Origin of the sequence: Turicimonas muris (assembly GCF_002221595.1) — a bacterium.
Classification (GTDB): domain Bacteria; phylum Pseudomonadota; class Gammaproteobacteria; order Burkholderiales; family Burkholderiaceae_F; genus Turicimonas; species Turicimonas muris.
Window position 1 is genome coordinate 1 of record NZ_NHMP01000006.1, and the last position, 21,959, is coordinate 21,959.

The window sequence follows — 21,959 nt, forward strand, 5'->3', positions numbered from 1 at the left end:
GGTACAGTTTAGAAAAGGCCCTGCGAACCGCATCTGGAACGTAGGGATGTTTACTGGAACCGCCTTGGTGCCGAACGGCATGCCAGGTGGTGTGAGAGGGACGGGTAATAACCGGCCCTACTCGATTCATAGCTTAATCAAAGTGAGGTGTTTCAACGCCTAAAACTTTGTGCAGCTTCGGACTTGTTGTGGTGTACTGCAGGAGAATACGTTTTTCCGGGAAAACGTAGTCAGCTGCCGCAAAAGCAGCAAGAGCACATTCATGGAAGCCGGACAAAATAAGTTTCTTCTTGCCCGGATAGATGTTGATATCGCCCACGGCGAAAACTCCCGGAATGTTGGTTTCAAATCTTGCAGTATCAACCGCAATCTGTTTGCGTTCGAGCTTAAGGCCCCATTCGGCGATTGGGCCGAGCTTCGGCTGAAGACCGAAAAATACCAGCAGATGATCCATCGGCATACGGCGTGTAACACCGTCGGCGCCTGTAACTCTGACCTCTGTCATAACACCGTTTTCTTCTGTAAAGCCGGTGACCTGACCTACTTCAAACTGCATTTCCCACTGGTCGCAGAGTTCTTTCATCTTAGTTACGGAAGCAGGGGCTGCTCTGAAGCCGTCTCTTCTGTGAATAAGAACAACGCTTTCTGCTTTTCCGACAAGATTTAAGCACCAGTCTAATGCGGAGTCACCGCCTCCGCAGATAACGATATTTTTACCTTCGAACATAGAAGGATTTTTAACTTTATAGTGCAGCTGTGTGCCTTCGAATTTGTCGATGTGCGGTACTTTAAGTGTTCTTGCCTGGAAAGAACCTACGCCTGCGGCGATGAATACTGCACGGGCCAGAAATTCCGTTCCTTTAGAGGTTCTAACATAAAGACGGCCGTCTTCGAGCTTCTTGAGTTCCTGGGCTTCTTCTCCGTAGTGGAAAGTCGGATTAAAGGGCTCGATCTGTTTAAGAAGGTTGTCTGTGAGTTCTTGTGCAGAGCAGACTGGAACGGCCGGAATGTCATAGATAGGCTTGTCCGGGTAGAGTTCCACACATTGACCGCCCGGTCTCGGTAAAGAGTCGATGACGTGGGCCTTCATTTCCAGAAGACCGAGTTCAAAGACTTGGAACAGACCGACAGGGCCGGCTCCAATGATGACTGCATCCGTTTCAATTGGTTTGGATTGATTTTCTGTTTCTGCCACTTTATTTCTCTAAATTTAAAACCGTGATATTTTCTCATTAATCAAAAGGTTCAAACGACCTCAATTTTCATACTTTTTGTCGTCTTCAACCTGCTTTCTTAATTCTCTTAGTCTCGCGTCGATTTCACTCATCGTGTAAAAATCGCCGTCGTTGCTTCGCTGAGCAATTTGAAATTGCTGAATAGCCGCGACTTTCTGGCCGTTAAGCGCGTACATTTCTCCGATTGCCTGGTGACTTAGGCTTTTCTTTCCAAGAGCCTCGTAAGTTCTTCCTAAAATCGACTGATACGCCGGAGTCCTAGAGTTAAGTGCATGCTGTTTTCGCATCAGCTTAATGACCTCGTTGTATTGTTTTCCTTTGTATAAGAGTTCTGCATAGTTCAGAAGCGCTAACTGAGATAAAGGATTGCGGTCGTAATTCTGTTTCGCAAGCTGAATGCCTCGGCTTTGCTGACTTGGTGAAGAAAGGAAAACCAACTCGGAATGGAGTTTACTGATTATGTTTGAATTTTGACCGGCCATCTTCCTAGCGGTTTCAATCTCTGTCAGAGCTTCGGAATATTTCTTCATTCTCTGGAGTGCAACGGCGCATCCGTAGTGATCGGCAACCGCTTGATAGCCTTTGGCTGTCTTTAAGTCGTTTCGGAAGTACTGCAGGGCATCATCCCAGCCTTGGAATCTGTTGGATTCCAGCACACGAAGGCGTGCCTGAATCAAAAAGAAGTCAAGAGAGTCTTTGTAGTTTACTTTCTTTGAAAGACGGGAGCGATTTTGAGCCTCACTCATTCTTTCAACTGTCATCGGGTGAGTGCGCAGATAAGCGGGGGCAGCATGCGCACCTTCGTATACACGATTATTAAAGTCTAAACGGTCAAAGAACTGCTCCATGCCCTTGGGATCGAATCCTGCGCGCACAAGGGAAGCGTAGCCTACACGGTCAGCTTCTCTTTCAGCGTTGCGGGAAAAACTTAAGTAGTTCTGTGCCATTGCGGCTTGCGTTCCGACAACCGCCGCGGCTGCACCATCACCGCTGCCTGCTCTTGCTGCCAGAATAGCGACAAGCAAAGATCCTAGAGTCCATGCCAGATTATTTTTTTGTCCTTCCAGCATACGTGCAATGTGGCGCTGCTGGACGTGGGCAATTTCGTGTCCCATTACAGAGGCAAGTTCGCTTTCCGATCGAGCTGCCGTAACAAGCCCTGTGTGGATGGCGATAAAGCCGCCTGGTAAGGCAAAGGCGTTGATCGAGGGATCGCGGACAGCAAAGAAATTGTAGGAATAGCCGTTGGCAGGGCCGGCCGAAACTAATCTGTATCCGATTTTGTTCAGATATTCCGAGGTCTCAGGATCGGGAAGATAAGTCGGATCGCTTCGGACCTCGCCCATAATGTGTTCGCCGATTTGTCTTTCTTCCAGGGGAGACAAAGTAGAACCGCCGGCCGCTCCTAAATCCGGAAGATTGTAAGATTGGCTGTAAGCTGCAGAAATCGGTGTTAGCGCTGTAAACACCGAAACAACTAGACAGCATAACGGTTTAAGGTTCATACACTCCTTCGCACAGATGTTATAGGATCTACAAAGTTAACTTTAAAAGCAAAAGCTTATCTCTTTTTGAGAGAAATAACTTAAGTTGTAACCAAATATAGGAGTTCTAATGGCAGAACTAACTCATTTTAACCAATCGGGTGAGGCCCACATGGTTGATGTCGGAGGAAAAGGCATTACCAGAAGAATTGGGATCGCAGAAGGCTGGATCGGCATGCATCCGGAAACATTGAAGAAAGTCCAGGAAGGTACTTCCAAAAAAGGAGATGTGCTTGCCGTTGCCCGAATCGCTGCAATCATGGGATCCAAAAAGACGCCGGATTTAATTCCGCTTTGTCACCCGATATCTTTGACCCATGTAAATGTGGATTTTGAAATTTTCGAGGAAGAGTCAAAAATCCGCTGTGTCGTGACATGCGAAACTTGGGGTAAAACAGGAGTTGAAATGGAAGCGCTTACCGCTGTTCAGGTAGGTCTGCTTACGATTTACGATATGCTGAAAGCCGTGGACAGAGGCATGGTCATGTTCGATATTCGCCTCTTAGAAAAGCACGGAGGAAAAAGTGGCGATTGGTTCGCCGCTTAGCTAAGAATTATTTTTCCAAGATGCCCAGCTGGGAGGCTTCGTAAACAGCCTCTCCGCGGGAGTGAACTTGGAGCTTGCGGTAAATCTTTTTAATGTGTGCCGTGACCGTATGACACGAAATTTGCAATGTTTTGCTGATTTCAGAGAAACTCATTCCTTTGGCAAGAAGTTCGAGAATCTGCGATTCTCGCGGAGAGAGAGGATTGTTGGGGGAGGCGACTACGCGGGCTCCATCCTTTTTCCTGTTATCTCTGCCTTTTTTTGCCTGAATGGAGTCCAGGACAACTCGTGCGACGGGAGGACTAATAGGGCTTCCTCCGGATGCTACGACACGAACGCATGCGGCAATATCAATTGCTTCAGGTTCGCCTTTTAGAATGTAGCCTGTAGCGCCGTTGTCTATAGCGGCTTTAATGTCAGAAGCGGTGTTTTTTGCGCTGATGACAACACAATTTCTCACGCCGTAATCAGTTAAAGCCAAAGATATCAAATCGGCACCATTGCCGTCAGGGAGATCTATTTCCGTGATCAACAAATCGCAGGAGGTCTGACTCAACAATAGATTGGCTGAGGACATGCTTGAGCAGATACCAACTAGTTTGATTGTGGGATCATGAATCAAACGTTGGCGGTACAAGCGCTGTGTCTCTAAATCAGACTCGGCAATTAATACTGAAATTTCTTGATTTAACAAAACACCCTCCTACAACTACAAAACTCTTCCTTCTATAAAAAATATAAAAAACTTTTGTTACGGTTAGAGAAATATTTGAAGTAACAAAAGGTGGGTTTACTTCATACTGCTATTTTACAGGGGTGAATGAAAAATAACCATGAGTAAAGTACTATATCGTATTAAGAAAACCCCTTAAATGAAAGTACTATTCTTAACATTTTGTTAGCTACTCATTCATAACCCCTTAATTATTAAGGATATATAAAAGTTATTTTGGCGATATCAATTAATAATAAGTTGAATGTAAAAATTCAGCACGATATTGTTACACTCTTAGTTGCTATTTCTGAAAAGCCAAAATACTTTTTTATTAGATAGGTTCGAAAACGCCGTCCTTGAGGACGGTGATGTAAGGTTGGAACCAGGCTTTTAATCAAGTGGAAGTCGGGGATGAGAAATTTTTGTTAGAAGCTCTTAAGTAACCCGCTCCAGCTAATAAGGTACCTCCTAAAGACCAGAAAGCAGCGGCTGCTCCGACTAAACTTCCTCCGGCTCCGAATAAAAGCGGAAATACACAGTGACTTAAATTCATCAGCATTGTTCTGATGCCGATTGCCTCTCCAATTCTCCCGTCCGGTGTCACCGTGTGAAGTAAGGAAAGGACATTAGGCTGAGAGGATCCGATAGACATTCCGAGTACGGAAACAAAGACAAAGAGAAGCGGAAGAGAATGAATAAACGGAAATGCCAAGAAAATAAGCCCGCTGCTGGTTAGGACAAAAATAATGATCTTCCACTCTTCAAATGCCTTGGAAATAATCGGCATAACTGTCCTGACGGCAAAAGTCGAAATGGAAAAAGCACTCAGCAGCCAGCCGATTTGTACGGCATCTAGCCCAATTTCCGTACCGTACACCGGAATCATAAATGCTTGAAGATCCCAAGCCATCGAAACAAAGGCCGAGGCAATAAGAACATTACGAACAGGTTTGAGAGCGAAGAGCTCAAGAGCGCTGTGCTTTTCAGTCCGCTTTAGTTTAGAAATATTGCTGATCTTCTTAGGAAAATTTGAACTAAGCAAAAAGAAGGCTAAGCCTCCGACTGTTGCAAAGCTGAAGGCAGCAAGATAAGCATAGCTGAAACTTCCTAAATCAATGAAGTATCCGGCCATAACGGGTCCTGCCGATCCTGACAAAGAAAAGGCAATTGATTGATAAGTGAAAGCCGTTGCTCTGGTCTTATTGGTTGAAAGAACTCCAATGAGACCTTGTCCGCTGATTAAAGCAAAGAGAAAACCTGTTCCCGCCAATAAACAAGTGATGAAAACCGGCCAGATCCCGAAACTTTCGTAAGGCAGAAAGACCGGAACCAGTGAAGCACTGCCTACCATTGATGCGGCTATCCCGAAGGGAAGCTTGACGCCGACTTTATCGATCCATTTGCCGACATGAATGGCAATAAGTGCTGGGATGAGAGAGTAGGCAGAAAGAATCGCGCCGACCACCCAAGCAGATTCTTGATGATCGAGCGCGTAGAGAGTAGATATCACTCTTGAGGATGTAAAGCCGCAATGCATCAAACCCATAATTACAACGAGTTTGATAACTTTAAGCATATTAAGTCCTCATAAGAGCGGGCTGTGATTAAGCCTGAATAACCAACAAAGGTGTTTCGCTGATAGCTGCGATACGAGTTGCTGTGGATCCGAGGACGGCTGCTTTAAATGCCCCGTAGCCGCGGGTTCCCATCACGATCAGATCCAAACCTTCTTTCTTAGCATAGGCAGCAATTTCATCGCCGGGGTTTCCGACAAGGCAAATTTCTTTAGTTGCATAACCAGCTTTGTCGAAGCCTCCGCGGATTGGACCGACAGCTTCTTCGAAGGCTTCTTTCTGCATGGAACGCACTTCGGACTCATTTAATGTCGGAAGAGCCATTCCGGCCATATCCGGCATTACTACGCCGGAGTAATCGCTGACGACGTTGATCAAATGGAATTCTGCGTTATCGCCGAAGAGGTCATGATTCTTCAAAATATATTGAACAGCAGCTTCTCCATATTTAGAACCGTCAATGGCTACGCCGACTTTCAATGAGTCATTTGCGGGTGCCGGTTTATTTCTTAAGATAAGAACTGGTTTGTTGCTCAGTGCCAGAACCGCGTTAGTAACGGAGCCGAGTAATAAGCCTTTCAGAGCGGATCTGCCGTGAGAGCCCATAATGATCAAATCAGCCTCTGTATCTTCAGCAACTTGAGCAATGGTCGGAGCGGCCTCACCCACGGCGAAGCGGGACTGTGCATTGACATTAGCTTTTTTCAAAGCTTGGACAGCGGGTTCTAAAACGATTTGAGCTTCTTCGTCATAGTAGGTCTTCAATGCACCGGAACCAACTAAGTTAGATGCACGGGATGGAACTGCTGCTTGGACGCTGAGAAGTTCGACGGTTGGGTTGTGACCCAAAAGAGTTGCACGCGAAGTTACGAAGTCAATTGAATTCTTGCTGAATTCGCTCCCATCAATAGGAACTAAAATTTTCATAGATATCCTCCTCTGTATCGGCTGTACTTATTCTAATTGTTGTAAAAATCTTTGACTACAAAAATCCGTATAACATTAACTGAAGCCAGCCATTAAGACTATTATGCGGTGGTCAAACCAATAGTGTAACGGTTAATTGTCGTTGAAAATTAATATCTAAAAGGTATTGAATTGTCGAAAAACTTAGAACAAGCTGATCTAAAAAGAAGATTTTCGGGAGTCGGACGGTTATATACGCCTGCCGGTCAAAAAAACATTAACGAGTCTCACTTTATTGTTGTCGGTCTCGGAGGAGTTGGATCGTGGGTAGCGGAGTCTTTGGCCCGAACAGAAGTAGGGCACATTACTTTGATTGATTTAGACAATGTGGCTGAAAGCAATACGAACCGGCAGATTCAGGCTCTTGACGGAAATTACGGAAAGCCCAAAGTTCAGGCTTTGGCCGAGAGAATCTCTTTGATTAACCCTGCTTGTAAGGTTGAATGCATTGAAGATTTTATTGAGCCGGACAACGTCGAGGAAATACTGCCTAAGGACGGCATCGTCATTGATTGCATCGATAATGTCAGGGCAAAAGCGGCGATGATCAATACAGCTCTCAAACGCGGTCAGACGATTATTACTTGCGGAGCGGCCGGAGGACGCAAAGATCCTCTGCGAATTAAAATCGATGACCTAGCTTTGACAAAAGGGGATCCGCTTTTATCCCGCGTCAGAGCTCGTCTCAGAAAAGAATACGCCTTCCCAAAGAAAAGTGTTTCCGGAAAAGTCACGAAATTTAAGGTGCCGGCAGTATTTTCCGACGAAGAGGTTCTCCAGCCCAATGAGCAATGCGAGCTTCAAACCATGGGCGGACTTTCATGTGCAGGCTACGGATCCGGCATGGTTGTGACGGCATCAGTAGGTTTGGCTGCATCAGCCCTGGCCCTCAGAAATGTTGCGGCAGGCAATAAAATCATTCGGATTTAGAGGAATTCTTATTTTTGCATTGGAAGTTTTTGCAAAATTTGTGATTTGCAAAAAAATATTTCATAGAATGTGTGGCTGCGAGTAATATTAAAGATTAACGAGCTAATCGGTAGAGAACAGGAAAAATATGTATTCAAAGATTTTAATTCCCACAGACGGTTCAGAATTATCAGATAAAGCCCTCGAAGCCGGTGTCAATTTTGCAAAAGCCCTTGGTTCCTCTGTTGTTATTGCAACTGTGATTGAGCCTTACAGTTACTCTAATCTTTCAGAGTACAGACCTGAAAGTATTGATCAATATGATTCTCGAGTCAGAGAATTGGCTCAGGAAAGACTTGAAGGGGCTCGAGAACTGGTTGAGAAGAAAGAAGTTCCCTGTGAAGTAGTGGCCTTTAAATCTTTTTCACCTGCGGAAGCAATTATCGATGCCGCTACTGAGTATGGCTGTGATTTGATCTTTATGGCCTCTCACGGTCGTCAAGGTTTAGCCGCTGTATTGCTTGGCAGTGAGACTCAGAAAGTTTTAACTCATTCCAAAATTCCTGTAATGGTCTATCGTTAATTTTTTGCTAGCCGGCCGACAGTTCCAATTAATGCGTCAACAGTCTCTTTTTAGGGAAGAGGTGCCGCATTATTGTTTGCGAACGGGGCAGAATATAAGAAAATTATTTGAGGAGTGTTTATGTCCGAACCAGTTCAACAAGAAAAGCCAGAACAGGCTGAAGATGCTCAGATGAATCCTGAAGAGCTCTATAGAGAAGAGATCTACACGGATCGTAAAATTGGCGTGATTCGTGCTTTGATTCCTATTCACGTCAGCGGTGAATTTGATGACAGAAGACCTGTAATCTATACCGGTGAAGCTCAGATCATGACTCAGATGGGACCTCTTCCGATTTCTTTCGAAATCAAGGCAGATAACTTAGCGGATGCAGTTGCTAAGTACAAAGAAGCTGCTAAGGCCGGGGTTCAGGAAACAATCCAGAAACTTCAGGAACTGCGCAGACAGGAAGCCAGCAAGCTTGTAGTTCCCGGTCAGCCTGGATTTACTCCACCGTCCGGAAGCGGAATCGTAATGCCGTAACTGGCTTAGTAAACGAAGAGGCAGCAGAGATGTTGCCTTTTTTTATATGCTATCGGCTTCATAACGCCGGATCTGCATTGGGACGATGCATAAAGATCCATTCTTATGCACGTCGGTATCATTGAGAAATTCAAATTTCTTTCTTCTCCAACGAAGGATTATTTTATGAAAACAGCCGTGATTGAAAAAACACTAAATGAGTTTTTAGACATCAAGAAAATCAAGGATTACGCTCCAAACGGCCTTCAAGTTGAGGGTTGCAAAGACACAACAAAAGTTCTTTGCGGAGTGACGGCTTCTTTAGAACTCATTGATAAGGCGATAGAAATTGGTGCCCAGACAATTATTGTCCATCATGGCTACTTCTGGAAGAATGAAAGTCCGTGCATAACCGGAATCAAAAAGAAACGACTTTCAAGGCTCCTTACAAAAAATATTAACCTCTTGGCTTACCATCTTCCGCTTGATATTAACCCCGTGATCGGCAACAATTATCTTTTCGGAAAATTGCTCGGAATTCAGGATGGACGGCCTCTTGAAGACTATCCATGTTTAAACATAGGAACATTGCCAAAACCCATGACCGTTTCGGAATTGGCTAATCTCATCAGTACTAACCTCAATAGACCACCCCTCTCCATATTTTTAGACTCCGACAAAATTTTATCGACTGTTGCTTGGTCAACCGGAGCCGCCCAAGACTACTTGGAAACCGCATATGAAGCAGGAGCTCAAGCTTACATAAGCGGAGAAATTAGCGAGAGAACAGTGCTGGAGTCCCGCGAACTGGATACTCCTTACTTTTCTGTTGGGCATCATGCCAGCGAAACATTAGGCATACGAGCTCTATCGGAGTGGCTCAAACAGCAGTTTCCTGAACTCGAAGTTTCTTTCGTCAATATAGATAATCCGGTTTAACGGAATCTATCAGCGCGACAGGGCTCTTTACATAAAGGAAATTTATGCCTTCCATTTTGAAAGGCAGGGCGAAGTCGTGCCTTGTTTTGGCGGTTTTTAATGCCGCGATGTGTTTATCTTCCGTTGGTGCTCAAGAGCAATCTTCGGAAAACTGGTTGGGGATCTGGAAACAAAACGGATTCGCTCAGATTTCAGATGACGAATTAGTAGAACAATTTGCTTCTGAGGCAAAAATTGTATCCGACAGCGCTGTGCTTACGGAGTTCTTTACGGATTTGACAGCGCCGGACTTAGAAATTCTTAAGCCCGGTGTCTCCGTGAATTTCGGCTATGAATTCAACTCTCAGCATCTACCTGTTCTGACATTATCCGATTCTTCCGTAACATTGAAACTGAATTTATTCGGGTTGAACAGAGGTGAGAACACTGCCGGCATCAATCTGCTTCAAGTCAACGGAAAAACTAACTTCTTGGAAGATGTTTCTCTTTCTTTGGCATCAAAGGATGAGACAGCGGCAATGCTGCAGCTTAATCTGTCTTCGGAGGCGACGTTTAATGCCGGACTAAACGTTCAGCAGTGGTCAGAGGCTAACAATACTTTGGTTGATATTGCTGCCGGTTCTTCGTTGATTTTAAATGGTACCTCAGAGCTTTCTTTTGAAACTCCTAGTAAGGGTGGTACAGGCATCCGGTTTGTCAAGGGTTCCTCAGTTTTAAAAGTCAACGGCTCTTTAACAATCAATGCAGCAAAAATTTTTGAAGGTACCGGCCGTATAGAGGTTGCGCCCGGTGACGAAGGAAAAATTGTCCTTAACGGATCTCTAAAGGATTTCACGGGAGATTATGTTCAAAAGGGCGGCTCTTTTGAAACTTCCGGAGAATTTAATAAAAATTCGGAAGGTTATGTCGTCGGATGGCTCTTTAACGATGTGGACATTACGACGGCATCTTCTAACCTTCTCAAGATCTCAGCTTCTGATTGGGGACTGACAAGTCTTCAGGAGAGCACCTTCAATAATGGCACCACCTTTAATTCGATCACTTTAACAGACGCCTCTGTTTCGTTGGATTATTTGCTGCGCGCTCAGGAAGTCTACAAAGATTCCGTGGTTATTGCCGCGGGTGAAGTAACGGTGCGTGAGGGGCAGTTGAGCGAGGTGAGTTTTGAACAACACTTTGGAGTTCTTGACAATCCGAATTTGATTCTTTCTCACGTGACTTTAAATCTTAAAGACGAGACCCATCTTCAGAACAAGGAAATTAAGATTGGAGCTTTGAAGCTCGATACCCAAGGGGATGTGCAGTTAGAAAACAGTAATGTTGTTCTTTATAGTGCAAAAGGCGATGTTACCGAGAACATCTCAAAGCTTACTGTGGAAAACGGCTCTTCCTTATTAATCCATGGACAAGCCAACTATTCTCATACTCGAAACTACTATGAGCCGACTCTCTTAAACAGCCAAGTGCTTACCAAGGAAGGTGCCGTATTTACGCTTTCGGGCCAAGTCGCTGTGAAGGCAGGCTCCGATGTCGAGAATCAGGGAAAGATGAGAATCGCGTCGAATGCCTCCGTTCGCTTCATGGACGATGTAAGCCAGAGTGGAACAGGCAGTCTGAAGATTGAAAACAACTCGACTGCACAGTTCTATAAAAATTTAAACAATGCCGGTACGGTTTCGCTTGATGGAACTTTGTTAGGTAGTTCTGTCAATAGTTCCGGACAGATAAAAATTCGTGGATTAATGGCGGTCTCTTCATTGAATTTGGCAGGAAGCAGCCGAGATCTATCCGGAACTGCTTTGGAAGTTCAGGACGGAGGGATGCTTAAGGTTCAAGAGCTGACTACAAAAGACAGCAGTTTTAGCTTGAAAGGCGCCAAAGACGGAGCAACTTCCTGGGCGATTATCGACAAGCTGTCATTGAATCACGCCGAGATATCCGTTGAAGAGAACTCTGTTCTACTTTACGGGGTCGGCTCATCGGGGCTGAGCTTTCAAAAAGAAAGCGTAGAGGGGCTAGTTAAAGACTTCGGACTGAGGGACTATGCCGTCCTAGCGGTGAATTCTTCGCTGCAGTTAGATAGTTCATCGAGCATTGTAGTGGGTATGGATACGGTTCGCTCTAATGGTGCAAATCTTGTGTTCGGTGAAGGTTCCGCCTTACTTTTTAATCCTGTTGCTGCCGAGCCTGTCTTCACAGCAAACGGCTCTGCATCTCTGGCTTTGGAACAAGGCAGTAAGCTCATTGTGCTTGATCCTTTTAATTTAGGCTATCTCACGGACTCTTCGGTTGACGTCGTTCAGGGATTCATTGGAAGCGAAATTGTGTCAGCCAACCCAAATGTTCTGCTCGGACTAGAGAAGGATGAAAAAGGGTGGAAGTTTGAACGCATCGATATTGTTGAACAAAATTTTCTTTATCCTCAAATTCAGAACGTTCTCTATAACGATTTTGAAGACTTTAATGTGAATTCCGCCAATATCGGTGCCCGGTTTTTTGCGCGTGCAGACAATGAAAAATATATGAGCCCTCACCTATCGCATCGTTTGTTGGCAGAAGGTACGCAATTGTCAGCTTTAACGGGAGCTAAAACTACCGCTTACCTAAATGCTAATGAAGCGTTGAAGGGACAAATGGAAGGAATTCAGAAGAAGTTGCTTCGCAGCGGAGAGACTGAACTCTATGGCGGCATTATCGGATCAGCTGTATTTTCTAAACACATTAACTCCTACTTAGGCGAAGATAAATTTAAAGCTTTTTCTGAAGGAGTAAGAGCAGGGGCCGTGTACGCATTCACTGATTCCCTGAAGGGTGCTTTTGGAGCCAGTGCTGTCAGAACATCTTCGAAATCTTCGGGTGCGGTTATAGAAGCCAAGAATAAGCAATGGAACTATGCCCTAAATTTCGCTCTGCAAAAAGAATTTGATAATTGGTTCCTTGGGTCTCATGCAGGCTTCTATCACGCTAATAATCGCATTTCCGGTGTGATGCCGTCTTCCATGGAGATGGAGGACCTGAAGTTGAAAGGAAAATTCAACTATATGAGCTTAGGTGCAGCAGCCGGAGTGCGCCTCAAAGAGTGGGGAGACATGAGGTTCCGACCAACAGTCTGGCACTATCCGAAGCATACCGAGAACACGCAAATAGGAGACGGAGGCGCCTTTAGCCTTAAGACGAAAGCTCAGACTTTTATTGAACTTCCGCTCGAATTAAATATCAATCAAAAAATTTCAACAGTTAAAGGTGTTGATCTCTCAGTGCATGGCGGGCTTGAAGGTTCTCTGAGAGTCGGACAGACAAAAGATAAAGCGGGTCTTTCAATTCCCGGAATTAATGCCTCGCAAAAAATCGTAACGGGAGAAATTAACCGTTGGTCGGCTTCCGCTGAGTTTGGTGTTCAGGGCCAAGCTAAAAACTTCGGAGTTGCGGCTTTTGTTGCTGCACAAACGGGAGACACGCGACTTGCCGTTACAGGGGGTATTAAGGGAGTTTGGAGGTTCTAGAGACGTCCTGAATTCTTTTGTGTCGAGAGTGACGAGTTCTTGATGATGAAATGGTCGAAAGATTTTTCTCATTCGACCATTTCAAATATGTGGTGTTATTGCTGCGGCTTGTTCTTCTTTAACTCAGCCAGAATTTCACGAAGCAAAATCGTATCTTCGGGAGTAACCGGAGCAGGTGCAGGTTTTTCTTCTTCGGCTTTAATTTGAGCTTCGAGTTTCTTTCTCATTGAAGACAAAAACTTGAGCATGCAGAAGATCACTAAAGCTAAAAGAAGGAAGTTGATAATGGCGGTTAAGAATGTGCCGTAACCTAATACAGTAGCGCCGGCCTTAGTGAGTGCATCGTAGGTCATTGGGCCGGAATAATCCGCGGGCATTTTCATAACCCAGAACAAATTTGAAAAGTCCGGTTTGCCGATAATGACGCCAAGAATTGGGTTAATAATGTCTTTGACAAAAGAATTAACAATATTGTTAAATGCTGCACCGACGATAACGGCTACAGCTAAATCAATAACATTACCTTTGGAAATAAAGGCCTGGAACTCTTTGAAGAACCCCGATGCCTGTTGCTGTACAGAAGCCATGAATACACCTTTCGGTTAATACTATTTAGGCTGATTCTAGAAGAAAAGATAGAAAAAATTAGCGGCTGAGCTCGAAATTGGTGATTTCAAAAATTTGGGATTTTTAATCAAATATTTTAAAATTCGGATATTTAGTACATTCTCAATTAAATTAGGAGAGGAATACCCTCATGATGGTTCTTTATTCTGGCAACACTTGCCCATTCTCGCAGCGTTGCCGTTTTGTTCTTTTCGAAAAAGGCATGGATTTTGAAATCCGTGATATCGATCTTTACCACAAGCCTGAAGATATTAATGTCATGAACCCCTATGGTGAGGTTCCCATTCTGGTTGAAAGAGATCTGGTTTTATACGAATCCAACATCATTAATGAATACATTGACGAAAGATTTCCGCATCCCCAGCTGATGCCGCCTGATCCGGTTGAAAGAGCACGTGCAAGACTGACTCTCTTTAACCTTGAAAGAGAAATCTTTGTGCATGTAAAAACTTTGGAAGACAGAAACTCTACCGAAGAACAGCGCGAAGCTGCAAGACAGAAGATTAGAGACAGCTTGGTTGGTTTGGCTCCTGTCGTTGCTAAGAGAAAATATCTCAACGGCGATGAATTCTCTATGCTTGACATTGCTTTAGCCCCGCTTCTTTGGCGTTTGAGCTATTACGGCATTGAGCTTCCTCCTGCCGCCATGCCTGTTCAGAAATATGCTGAAAGAGTTTTCTCCAGACCTGCGTTTATCGAGGCCTTGACTCCATCTGAAAGAGTAATGCGTAAATAAAATGTTTTTTAATAAACCTGACGTTCCTCCTTTTACTCCCTATGCTCTCAGAGCATATTACGAATGGGCTGTTGATAATTCCTATACTCCGATGATTCAAGTGGATCTTCAGAGCAATAAAGATGAAATCAACGTCCCTGCAAAATTTGAAAATGATAAAGAAATCGTTTTCAACATTAGCCCTGAGGCATGCGGAAATTTAGAAATCGGAAATGAGTATGTTGATTTTGATGCCAGATTCGGCGGCCAGGCTCATCATATCCACTTCCCGGTGGAGAACGTTAAATTGATAGTCTGCAGAGAGTGTCAATTTGGTTTGCCAATGGATCTTTTCCCGGGAAAACGGATAAAGAAAAAAGATACACGGCCTAAGAAACCAGTATTTTCAGAGGTTTAAAAAAGTTAGAGGACAGATTCATCTGTCCTTTAATGTTTTTAAATGTATATTTTTGCTTTGTTCAACACGAAAATAGATTTTTTGTGTACAATGCGTACCTCGTTAGTGAGGAGCCCGTTTAGCTCAGTGGTAGAGCAACCGCCTTGTAAGCGGTAGGTCGTCTGTTCAAATCAGTCAACGGGCACCATAAATCTTCGTGGTGTATCTCTCCGCTCTAATTCTCAAGTGGCCCGTTTAGCTCAGTGGTAGAGCAACCGCCTTGTAAGCGGTAGGTCGTCTGTTCAAATCAGTCAACGGGCACCACTTCCTTTCTCATCAAAAAGAATCCAAATACTTTGTTATCTCCGTGTAAGCGAGAGTGATTTTTTACTTTTCGGAATTATTTTTACAGCTCGGGACTACTCGGTCCAGACCGTAAATCTGTCATTGCCGCCGTAATCACGCAAAGTTTGTGCACCCTTAAAGCTGTTTTTCTCAGCCAGTTGTCTAACTGCAGAACCTTGATCCCAGCCGTGTTCAATGGCTATGACAGAAGGTTTTTCTTGAAGAGCAGACGCTTGTGAATAAATGGCCTCAATACAGCTGAGACCGTTTCCATGATCAGTCAGTGCAGATATGGGTTCAAAGGTTAATTGTTTAAGATGCTCATCATGCTGATCAATATAAGGCGGGTTGCTGACTATTACATCGAAGCTTTCATCGGCAGGGATGGCTTTAAGCCAATCCCCTTGATAAAACTTAATTTCAGCTCCTAAGTTCTCAGCGTTCTTTTTAGCTATAGCTAAGGCATCCCCGGAGATGTCGGTGGCGATTACCTCTAAGTCCGGTCTTTCCAGCTTAAGCGTGATAGCAATACAGCCTGAACCTGTACCCAGGTCTGCAGCTTTAGCGTTTTTCGGAATATGGTCAATCAGCCATTCGATAAGACATTCCGTATCCGGCCGAGGAATAAGGACGGAGGGATTGACGAAGAACGGACGAGAAAAGAATTCTTGAGTACCGACAATATAGGGGAAGGGCTCTCCGTCTAATCGGCGTCTGACCGCTTCGGAGAGATAGTGAATTTCGTTTTCAGAGAGAACTAAATCTTTTCTGGTTAAAGTCTGTATTTGTGTTAGGCCCAGAAAATGACAAAGGAATCCTCTCTTTTCAGATGTAGGGAGGAGTGTGGCTTGATACCACTCTCCCAGCGTCATCGGCTTATTAGGCATCGTTGCTGAGATTTGCCAGCTGTTCTGCCTGGTATTCGGCGCCTAAGGATTCGATGATTTCATCCATGTCCCCGTCCATAATGGAATCCAGTTTATAGAGAGTCAAATTGATCCTGTGATCGGTAACTCGTCCCTGGGGATAATTGTAGGTACGGATTCTTTCACTTCTGTCACCGGAGCCAATCAAAGATTTTCTCATGGAGGCTTCTTTAGACTGCTGTTCCGCAACTTGAGCAGCTTTGATTCGGGCAGCTAAGACCCCCATGGCTCTTTCTTTGTTCTTGTGCTGGCTTCGTTCGTCCTGGCATTCGACAACAATACCGGTCGGAATGTGGGTGATTCGCACTGCACTATCTGTTTTCTGAATGTGCTGACCGCCGGCACCGGAAGCACGAAAAACGTCCACACGAATATCACCGGGGTCAATGACGACATCACCGATTTCGTCTTCTTCCGGAAGAACGGCAACCGTACAGGCGGAAGTATGAACTCGTCCCTGTGATTCAGTTTCCGGCACACGCTGAACGCGATGACCGCCGCTTTCAAACTTCAATTTCGAGTAGGCACCTTGTCCGATGATTCGAACAACGATTTCTTTGTAGCCGCCAAGGTCGGATTCACTGGCCGAAACAAACTCAATGTTCCATTTTTGGCGTTCTGCATATCGGGAATACATCCTGAAGAGGTCACCTGCGAATAAGGCGGATTCGTCTCCGCCTGTACCTGCTCGGATTTCTAAGAAGATATTCTTGTCATCGTTAGGGTCTTTCGGCAGAAGAAGAATTTGAAGATCTTGCTCGGCTTTTTCCAAGGTTTCTTTGGCTGCTTTGATCTCTTCAGCGGCAAACTCAGCCATTTCCGGATCTTTGAGCATTTCTTCAGCAGTTTTCAGATCCTCTTCTGCGGTTTTAAATTCTTTTGTCTTGACCACAACAGGTTCAATTTCAGCTCTTTCTTTGGAGAGAGCACGGAATTTGTTCATGTCGCTGGTGACATTCGGATCTTGCAGGGTGGTATCAATTTCTTCTAAACGTCTGGCCATTTGAGCCAGTTTGCTTCTCATCGAGTCTTTCATGTTCAACTAATTAATTGAATTTTGTGAAATTCTAATGTGTAAAGGCGTGATTTGTCTCTTCAAACACAAAAATGAGTTGAAGAGGAGAGAGAAGGAGCGATCGCTAATGACCGTGATACAAGAAAAAGTTCTGTAAGAGGTCTAAAACTTTCTGGTAGTCTTCATCAGGAAGACTTTGATTATTTCTGAGAGTAGTAAGCGGATCGTGGATGAACTTATTCATCAAAGATTTTGACATGTGCTCCAGAACTTTTTCAGGATCCTCTCCTTTGGCCAAGGCTCGTCTGGCCTTTTTTATTTCTCTTTCTCGGAGAGCTTCCGCTTTTTCCTTTAGGGAAATAATTTGAGGAACGGAATTGCGGGCGGACATCCAAACGTGAAATTCGTTGACTCTTTCTTGGATGAGAACTTCAGCGGCTTTCACTGCTTCCTGGCGTCCTTTTATACCTGCTTGAACTACTTTGCCGAGATCATCGACGGTATACACGTAGATGTCATCGAGATTGCTGATTTCCGCTTCAATGTCACGAGGCACTGCCAAATCCACCATAAACATCGGGTGGTGACGTCGTTTTTTAATGGCTCGCTGAGCCATCCCGAGGCCGATTATCGGCAGAGAGCTGGCGGTGCAAGAGACAACAATGTCATAGTCAGCCATTACTTCCGGCATGTCGGAAAGTTTGATGGCATCAGCGCCAATTTGGTCCGCAAGAGCCTGAGCTCTTTCGACAGTTCTGTTGGCGACAGTGACTTTTTTAGGATTTTGTGCACAGAAATGCGCTGCACACAGTTCAATCATTTCACCGGCTCCAACGAATAAGATGGTGGAATCAGAGATGTTCCCGAAAATTCTGTTGGCCACTCTGACAGCTGCTGCAGCTAAAGAAATAGATCTTGTGCCGATTTCAGTAGTTGAGCGAACTTCTTTGGCTACTGAAAAAGTTTTTTGGAACAAATGGTGAAGGTGCAAGCCTAAAGAACGGGCTTCTTGAGCTGTTTTTTCGGCTTTTTTAATTTGACCTACGATTTGGGTTTCACCCAAGACCATGGAGTCCAAGCCCGAGGCAACCCTGAATGCATGTCTGGCTGCTTCTTCGCCGATGTAGAGATAAAGGTGTTCTTCGAGTTCGGCAAGTTGAACTTGTTTTTGTTCCGCAATGAACTCTCTCAGACTGCGAGCTGCTTTTTCAGGATCCTGAGCTGCACAATAGATTTCGGTACGATTGCACGTAGAAAGAATTGCGGCTTCCGAGATGCCTCCCTTGTCTTGGGGTGAGAGCATCGCTCGAATCATATTGATAGAATCTTTCAGCTCATCCGGCCCATAGGATACTTTCTCTCTCAAAGAGAGAGGGGCGGTGTTGTGATTAAGACCAAGAATAAGCAGATTCATGAAACAGCGGCGTCAGAGAGTGTTTAATAAAAAACGTGAATTATAGTTGCTATGGCTAAACATACCAACCCACTTCGACTTACCATATTAGAAATAGTGCATTATTCTTATCTTAAAGTGTAATTCTTTAGGTAGAAACGAGGAACGGTAATGACAACAAAACTACCCGTAGTTCGTAAAGAGCAGGAAAATGTCAGAGAGTCCAGACAGATTCCTACGGAAGACGATGATCTCGAAGCGGCAATTCAACGCTGTAAGAAACTCGTTACCAAAAGAGCCTTGTATAGCGCAGGGGCTTCATTGGTGCCGATTCCCGGAGTCAATATTACCGTTGATGTTGCCTTGATGGCTTCGATTTTGAATTCCGTCAACTCGGAATTCGGACTTTCTCCCCGAGAAATAGAGAGATTATCCACGGATCAGAGGCTTCAAGTATTTGCCATGATTACGGCAGTTGGCAGTTCGTGGGCCGGAAAATATATTACGGCTCCGTTAGTGACGGCGGTGCTCAAGAAGCTAAGCGTACAGATAACGGCGACACAGGTTGCGAAATTTGTTCCGATTCTCGGACAAGTTGCCGGAGCCGGGATTTCGTTCGCCGCGATGAAGTTTATCGGGAATAAACATATCGAAGACTGCGTCAGAATTTCTCGGCTCTTTTCTCAAGCGAAATCTAAGGAGCAGGCGTAACGCCTGGATTTAAGACCGGAGCTTTGATTTGATAGCTTGGAGTCTGCAGAGGAATCATGAAGCCATTGGACAAAAGTTTCTGCACTAACAGCTGAGAGTAAAGTTCAATGGTTTTTTCATTTGAAAACTGCTCAAGGAGCGTAGTGAAAGAAGCTGTCCATAGAGTTTGATAGTCCTTTGCCAGCAAAAGCTGGATATTGCTCACTAAATACTGATTGGTAGTAACTGAGGGAGGAATTGCCCATCCTCCCCACATCGGTCCGGGGCCCATGAACGGACCAGGGCCCATGAACGGTCCGGGCCCGAAAGGGCCGCCCCAGAAAGGATCTGGTCCCCATGTCACGCCGGGATTGTAGACCGTCTGGTTTTTTACACCGTTAAACGTAATGACGAGAATGTCGCTAGCCTTGGCATTCTTGGCGGCTTGTCGAAGAATAGGGAGATTCAGGCCACCGTTTTGAAGCAAAAGGCCGGATCCGGGGCTTAGATATTTGTACACCGGTTCCGAAGGAATACCGTTCAAAGTAAACGTCGTGCTCGTAATATCTTCGTAAAGCCTTTGGGTAGTCGGATCTGAGGACACCGCAACAACTAAAATTCCGGTAATTGTTTTTTGATCAAAAGTAACGCTTTGATTTAACCATTGCGAATTTATCTGAGTAGGATTGACTTGTTCCTGCACGGCTGTACATCCATTGAGAGCAAGAAACCCTGCGATGGATAGAACGAGCAGAAGGCCTCGGTAAAGTTTCTTCATATTTATCCTCTCTGTTTCTAAGACAGATGGTTCAATTCTAAAAAGCTTTCCAGGTTCCTCAAAGTCTCTTTCTCAGATTGAGAGTACGCAAGTTAAGAGATTTTCGGCGTGAAGTCCAAGGCTACGAAGATACCGATGATTACAAAGAGAGCCGCAGAAATTAAGCGTACCCATTTAACCGGTATTTTTTCTGAAAGTTTGTCGCCAATCCAAACTGCAGGAACATCGGCAATTAACATGCCCAGGGTCGTACCGGCAACAATGATGAACGGAGTGCCGTAGCTGGCCGCGAGAGCAACCGTAGCTATTTGTGTTTTATCACCCATTTCTGCCAAGAAAAAGGTAATGAAAGTAATTCCAAATGCTCCCCATTTTTCCATGAATTTGTTTTGAGGGATGCCATCATCGTCCATTTTGTCCGGAATAAGAATCCAAATAGCCATTGCAACGAAGGACAGGGCAAGGACCCACCTCAACACATCAGGACTGAAGAATTCGGCAAGCCAAGATCCTGCAAGCCCTGCCAACGTGTGATTAAAGATGGTTGCGACAAAAATACCTAAGATGATAGGCAACGGTTTTTTATATCGAGAAGCTAGAAGGAAGGCTAAGAGCTGGGTTTTGTCGCCCATTTCTGCAAGTGCGACAACACCGGTAGATAGTAATAGGGTTTCCATTATTGTTTTCTCTTTTCTGCCGGTAAGTAAAATCAACGATAAAACAGACAGACCGGCGGCCGCCTTTTATCGTTGGTCTCACCAAGCTGAAAACCGACAGTGCCATGATTTATTTAATCAAGTATGTTGACCCTGTCTTAGACACCGGAATGTCTAACGGTTACTCCCCAATGATCGGAATATCTTAATTGTAAGAAAAAATCCCAAGGACTTTTACATCCTCGGGATATTTATTCTGGTGGCTAGAGACGGAATCGAACCATCGACACACGGATTTTCAGTCCGTTGCTCTACCAACTGAGCTATCTAGCCAGCTCAATCAAGAGAAGTCGAACTATACAGGAGAAATTTTAATCGTGCAACTATCCCGGACAAAAAGTTAAATTTATTTACATTTTGAGAAAGGTTTACTTTTTCTGCATGCCATTCACCGCGAGATATCTTGAAACCAAAGATTAATTTTTTAAGATTGAGCAATTACTTCAACTGTTATTATTGGCCTGCTAAAGATTTACTGCTTTTAGTATTGATTACATACAAGGTTAAAGTCAGAGATGCTCAAGAAATTTATTTGTTTAGCTGTCCTTGCCGCCGTTTGCGGTGTGGGACAGGCTCAAATACCTGAACAAAAAGCCGCTCCCGCCGAAGCAAAAGAAGCTGTGCAAAGCACTAATGATTCTGCACAAGAAAAAGAGTTGGACAGAATAAGAAAACTAGCTCAAGGACGTTTGGGAGTTCAAGTCAAGCATGTGCTTCCCTCTCCGATTCCCGGACTCTACGAATTAGCTGTGAATAATGAGATTATTTATATGGATCCGACCGGAGATCATGTTCTGATGGGCGAAATCTTCAATACCCTGTCCAGAAAGAATCTCACTCAAGAAGCAAAAGATAAACTTTTGACAATTGATTTTTCTGCTTTGCCTCTTGCAGACGCAATTAAGACAGTTCACGGCAACGGATCCAGACAGATTGCCGTTTTCTCCGACCCAAACTGCTCCTTTTGTAAGAAGCTCGAGGCTAGCTTAGCCGGCATGAAGGACGTAACTATATATACTTTCTTGTACCCGGTAATTACAGCCGGATCCAAGGAGGCCAGCGCGAATATCTGGTGTTCTAAAGATCGTGCTTTGGCATGGAAACAGCAGCTTTTGGAAGGCAAAGCTGCTCCTAAACGCGCTGCAAACTGTGATATTTCTGCTTTAGAGCGTAATATTGAGCTTGGTTCCAAACTCAACATCACAGGAACCCCGACTGTCTTTGTACCTTCCGGAAAGAGAGCTCCGGGTGCAGTCGGCATTGATTATCTTGAGAACCTTCTTTCTGAAGTTTCTCAGCATCCATAACTCATTTTGGAAAGTAAAGCGTTTGTATTCACAG

21 protein-coding genes, 3 tRNA genes and 1 riboswitch are annotated in these 21,959 nt (G+C 44.6%); of the genes, 12 read left to right on the forward strand and 12 right to left on the reverse strand.

Features of this window, described 5'->3' with window-relative positions:
* Positions 1 to 133: 133 nt before the first annotated feature.
* Both ADH67_RS09430 and ADH67_RS09435 read right to left on the reverse strand, forming a co-directional pair.
* Positions 134 to 1,195, reverse strand: a complete 1,062-nt coding sequence (locus ADH67_RS09430; protein WP_066594046.1) for an NAD(P)/FAD-dependent oxidoreductase — start codon at positions 1,193 to 1,195, stop codon at positions 134 to 136.
* Between the two features lie 60 nt (positions 1,196 to 1,255).
* Entirely contained in the window at positions 1,256 to 2,740 is a 1,485-nt protein-coding gene (locus tag ADH67_RS09435) for a beta-barrel assembly-enhancing protease (RefSeq protein WP_066594045.1), read from the reverse strand.
* A gap of 109 nt (positions 2,741 to 2,849) precedes the next feature.
* On the opposite strand from ADH67_RS09435, the gene moaC reads away from it, so the two are divergent.
* The gene (gene moaC / locus ADH67_RS09440; protein ID WP_066594044.1) at positions 2,850 to 3,326 is read left to right on the forward strand and encodes a cyclic pyranopterin monophosphate synthase MoaC; all 477 of its coding nucleotides are present in this window, start codon (positions 2,850 to 2,852) and stop codon (positions 3,324 to 3,326) included.
* A 7-nt stretch (positions 3,327 to 3,333) separates the two neighbouring features.
* On the opposite strand, the gene ADH67_RS09445 is transcribed toward moaC, so the two are convergent.
* The 3 genes from ADH67_RS09445 to ADH67_RS09455 form a co-directional block, all read right to left on the reverse strand.
* Entirely contained in the window at positions 3,334 to 4,020 is a 687-nt protein-coding gene (locus ADH67_RS09445) for a LuxR C-terminal-related transcriptional regulator (protein ID WP_066594042.1), read from the reverse strand.
* A 415-nt stretch (positions 4,021 to 4,435) separates the two neighbouring features.
* A complete protein-coding gene (locus ADH67_RS09450) occupies positions 4,436 to 5,617 on the reverse strand; it encodes an MFS transporter (RefSeq protein ID WP_066594041.1) in 1,182 nt (393 codons plus the stop codon).
* A 28-nt stretch (positions 5,618 to 5,645) separates the two neighbouring features.
* Positions 5,646 to 6,542: a universal stress protein gene (locus tag ADH67_RS09455; RefSeq protein WP_066594040.1), complete on the reverse strand. Its 897-nt coding sequence runs from the start codon at positions 6,540 to 6,542 to the stop codon at positions 5,646 to 5,648.
* Positions 6,543 to 6,713: 171 nt separating this feature from the next.
* Here ADH67_RS09455 and ADH67_RS09460 point away from each other — a divergent pair, with 171 nt between their 5' ends.
* From ADH67_RS09460 to ADH67_RS09480, 5 genes are all read left to right on the forward strand, one after another.
* The gene (locus tag ADH67_RS09460; protein WP_066594039.1) at positions 6,714 to 7,511 is read left to right on the forward strand and encodes a tRNA threonylcarbamoyladenosine dehydratase; all 798 of its coding nucleotides are present in this window, start codon (positions 6,714 to 6,716) and stop codon (positions 7,509 to 7,511) included.
* A gap of 127 nt (positions 7,512 to 7,638) precedes the next feature.
* Positions 7,639 to 8,073, forward strand: a complete 435-nt coding sequence (locus tag ADH67_RS09465) for a universal stress protein (RefSeq protein ID WP_066594038.1) — start codon at positions 7,639 to 7,641, stop codon at positions 8,071 to 8,073.
* Positions 8,074 to 8,193: 120 nt separating this feature from the next.
* Complete coding sequence (locus tag ADH67_RS09470; protein WP_066594036.1) at positions 8,194 to 8,595, forward strand: hypothetical protein; 402 nt, start codon at positions 8,194 to 8,196, stop codon at positions 8,593 to 8,595.
* A gap of 165 nt (positions 8,596 to 8,760) precedes the next feature.
* Positions 8,761 to 9,513: a Nif3-like dinuclear metal center hexameric protein gene (locus ADH67_RS09475; RefSeq protein WP_066595903.1), complete on the forward strand. Its 753-nt coding sequence runs from the start codon at positions 8,761 to 8,763 to the stop codon at positions 9,511 to 9,513.
* A gap of 44 nt (positions 9,514 to 9,557) precedes the next feature.
* Positions 9,558 to 13,016, forward strand: a complete 3,459-nt coding sequence (locus ADH67_RS09480; RefSeq protein WP_066594034.1) for an autotransporter outer membrane beta-barrel domain-containing protein — start codon at positions 9,558 to 9,560, stop codon at positions 13,014 to 13,016.
* A gap of 95 nt (positions 13,017 to 13,111) precedes the next feature.
* On the opposite strand, the gene mscL is transcribed toward ADH67_RS09480, so the two are convergent.
* A complete protein-coding gene (gene mscL / locus ADH67_RS09485) occupies positions 13,112 to 13,603 on the reverse strand; it encodes a large conductance mechanosensitive channel protein MscL (RefSeq protein WP_066594032.1) in 492 nt (163 codons plus the stop codon).
* Positions 13,604 to 13,773: 170 nt separating this feature from the next.
* On the opposite strand from mscL, the gene ADH67_RS09490 reads away from it, so the two are divergent.
* The 4 genes from ADH67_RS09490 (at position 13,774) to ADH67_RS09505 (ending at position 15,079) form a co-directional block, all read left to right on the forward strand.
* Positions 13,774 to 14,379, forward strand: a complete 606-nt coding sequence (locus tag ADH67_RS09490; RefSeq protein WP_066594030.1) for a glutathione S-transferase N-terminal domain-containing protein — start codon at positions 13,774 to 13,776, stop codon at positions 14,377 to 14,379.
* A gap of 1 nt (position 14,380) precedes the next feature.
* Complete coding sequence (locus ADH67_RS09495) at positions 14,381 to 14,776, forward strand: stringent starvation protein B (RefSeq protein WP_066594029.1); 396 nt, start codon at positions 14,381 to 14,383, stop codon at positions 14,774 to 14,776.
* A 112-nt stretch (positions 14,777 to 14,888) separates the two neighbouring features.
* Positions 14,889 to 14,963 (forward strand) — tRNA-Thr (locus ADH67_RS09500).
* 41 nt (positions 14,964 to 15,004) lie between these two features.
* Positions 15,005 to 15,079, forward strand: a tRNA-Thr gene (locus tag ADH67_RS09505).
* 95 nt (positions 15,080 to 15,174) lie between these two features.
* On the opposite strand, the gene prmC is transcribed toward ADH67_RS09505, so the two are convergent.
* The 3 genes from prmC to hemA form a co-directional block, all read right to left on the reverse strand.
* Positions 15,175 to 15,987 carry a peptide chain release factor N(5)-glutamine methyltransferase gene (gene prmC / locus ADH67_RS09510; protein ID WP_236578558.1) on the reverse strand — a complete coding sequence of 271 codons (813 nt, stop codon included), beginning with the start codon at positions 15,985 to 15,987 and terminating at the stop codon, positions 15,175 to 15,177.
* Positions 15,980 to 17,062: a peptide chain release factor 1 gene (gene prfA, locus ADH67_RS09515; protein WP_066594027.1), complete on the reverse strand. Its 1,083-nt coding sequence runs from the start codon at positions 17,060 to 17,062 to the stop codon at positions 15,980 to 15,982. The genes prmC and prfA overlap by 8 nt, the downstream gene beginning before the upstream one ends.
* A 103-nt stretch (positions 17,063 to 17,165) precedes the next feature.
* Positions 17,166 to 18,455, reverse strand: a complete 1,290-nt coding sequence (gene hemA, locus ADH67_RS09520; protein WP_066594025.1) for a glutamyl-tRNA reductase — start codon at positions 18,453 to 18,455, stop codon at positions 17,166 to 17,168.
* A gap of 150 nt (positions 18,456 to 18,605) precedes the next feature.
* Between hemA and ADH67_RS09525 the strand changes: the two genes are divergently transcribed.
* On the forward strand, positions 18,606 to 19,145 hold the full coding sequence (locus ADH67_RS09525) for a hypothetical protein (RefSeq protein WP_066594023.1): 540 nt from the start codon (positions 18,606 to 18,608) through the stop codon (positions 19,143 to 19,145).
* On the opposite strand, the gene ADH67_RS09530 is transcribed toward ADH67_RS09525, so the two are convergent.
* The 3 genes from ADH67_RS09530 to ADH67_RS09540 form a co-directional block, all read right to left on the reverse strand.
* Positions 19,129 to 19,902 carry a hypothetical protein gene (locus ADH67_RS09530; protein ID WP_084081518.1) on the reverse strand — a complete coding sequence of 258 codons (774 nt, stop codon included), beginning with the start codon at positions 19,900 to 19,902 and terminating at the stop codon, positions 19,129 to 19,131. The two genes, ADH67_RS09525 and ADH67_RS09530, sit on opposite strands and share 17 nt — an antisense overlap.
* 92 nt (positions 19,903 to 19,994) lie before the next feature.
* Positions 19,995 to 20,579, reverse strand: coding sequence for a TMEM165/GDT1 family protein (locus tag ADH67_RS09535; protein ID WP_066594019.1), 585 nt, complete (start codon positions 20,577 to 20,579; stop codon positions 19,995 to 19,997).
* Positions 20,580 to 20,591: 12 nt separating this feature from the next.
* Positions 20,592 to 20,760: riboswitch (yybP-ykoY riboswitch) on the reverse strand.
* A 55-nt stretch (positions 20,761 to 20,815) separates the two neighbouring features.
* Positions 20,816 to 20,891: transfer RNA gene (locus ADH67_RS09540), tRNA-Phe, on the reverse strand.
* A gap of 242 nt (positions 20,892 to 21,133) precedes the next feature.
* Here ADH67_RS09540 and ADH67_RS09545 point away from each other — a divergent pair.
* Positions 21,134 to 21,925 carry a DsbC family protein gene (locus tag ADH67_RS09545; protein WP_066594018.1) on the forward strand — a complete coding sequence of 264 codons (792 nt, stop codon included), beginning with the start codon at positions 21,134 to 21,136 and terminating at the stop codon, positions 21,923 to 21,925.
* The last annotated feature ends 34 nt before the right edge of the window (positions 21,926 to 21,959 follow it).

Bases quoted from the DNA above. Each gene is read 5' to 3' on its own strand.
- ADH67_RS09435 (WP_066594045.1), bottom strand. From the start codon at position 2,740: ATGAACCTTAAACCGTTATGCTGTCTAGTTGTTTCGGTGTTTACAGCG.
- moaC (WP_066594044.1), top strand. From the start codon at position 2,850: ATGGCAGAACTAACTCATTTTAACCAATCGGGTGAGGCCCACATGGTT.
- ADH67_RS09450 (WP_066594041.1), bottom strand. From the start codon at position 5,617: ATGCTTAAAGTTATCAAACTCGTTGTAATTATGGGTTTGATGCATTGC.
- ADH67_RS09455 (WP_066594040.1), bottom strand. From the start codon at position 6,542: ATGAAAATTTTAGTTCCTATTGATGGGAGCGAATTCAGCAAGAATTCA.
- ADH67_RS09465 (WP_066594038.1), top strand. From the start codon at position 7,639: ATGTATTCAAAGATTTTAATTCCCACAGACGGTTCAGAATTATCAGAT.
- ADH67_RS09470 (WP_066594036.1), top strand. From the start codon at position 8,194: ATGTCCGAACCAGTTCAACAAGAAAAGCCAGAACAGGCTGAAGATGCT.
- ADH67_RS09475 (WP_066595903.1), top strand. From the start codon at position 8,761: ATGAAAACAGCCGTGATTGAAAAAACACTAAATGAGTTTTTAGACATC.
- ADH67_RS09480 (WP_066594034.1), top strand. From the start codon at position 9,558: ATGCCTTCCATTTTGAAAGGCAGGGCGAAGTCGTGCCTTGTTTTGGCG.
- mscL (WP_066594032.1), bottom strand. From the start codon at position 13,603: ATGGCTTCTGTACAGCAACAGGCATCGGGGTTCTTCAAAGAGTTCCAG.
- ADH67_RS09490 (WP_066594030.1), top strand. From the start codon at position 13,774: ATGATGGTTCTTTATTCTGGCAACACTTGCCCATTCTCGCAGCGTTGC.
- ADH67_RS09495 (WP_066594029.1), top strand. From the start codon at position 14,381: ATGTTTTTTAATAAACCTGACGTTCCTCCTTTTACTCCCTATGCTCTC.
- prmC (WP_236578558.1), bottom strand. From the start codon at position 15,987: ATGCCTAATAAGCCGATGACGCTGGGAGAGTGGTATCAAGCCACACTC.
- prfA (WP_066594027.1), bottom strand. From the start codon at position 17,062: ATGAAAGACTCGATGAGAAGCAAACTGGCTCAAATGGCCAGACGTTTA.
- hemA (WP_066594025.1), bottom strand. From the start codon at position 18,455: ATGAATCTGCTTATTCTTGGTCTTAATCACAACACCGCCCCTCTCTCT.
- ADH67_RS09525 (WP_066594023.1), top strand. From the start codon at position 18,606: ATGACAACAAAACTACCCGTAGTTCGTAAAGAGCAGGAAAATGTCAGA.
- ADH67_RS09530 (WP_084081518.1), bottom strand. From the start codon at position 19,902: ATGAAGAAACTTTACCGAGGCCTTCTGCTCGTTCTATCCATCGCAGGG.
- ADH67_RS09535 (WP_066594019.1), bottom strand. From the start codon at position 20,579: ATGGAAACCCTATTACTATCTACCGGTGTTGTCGCACTTGCAGAAATG.
- ADH67_RS09545 (WP_066594018.1), top strand. From the start codon at position 21,134: ATGCTCAAGAAATTTATTTGTTTAGCTGTCCTTGCCGCCGTTTGCGGT.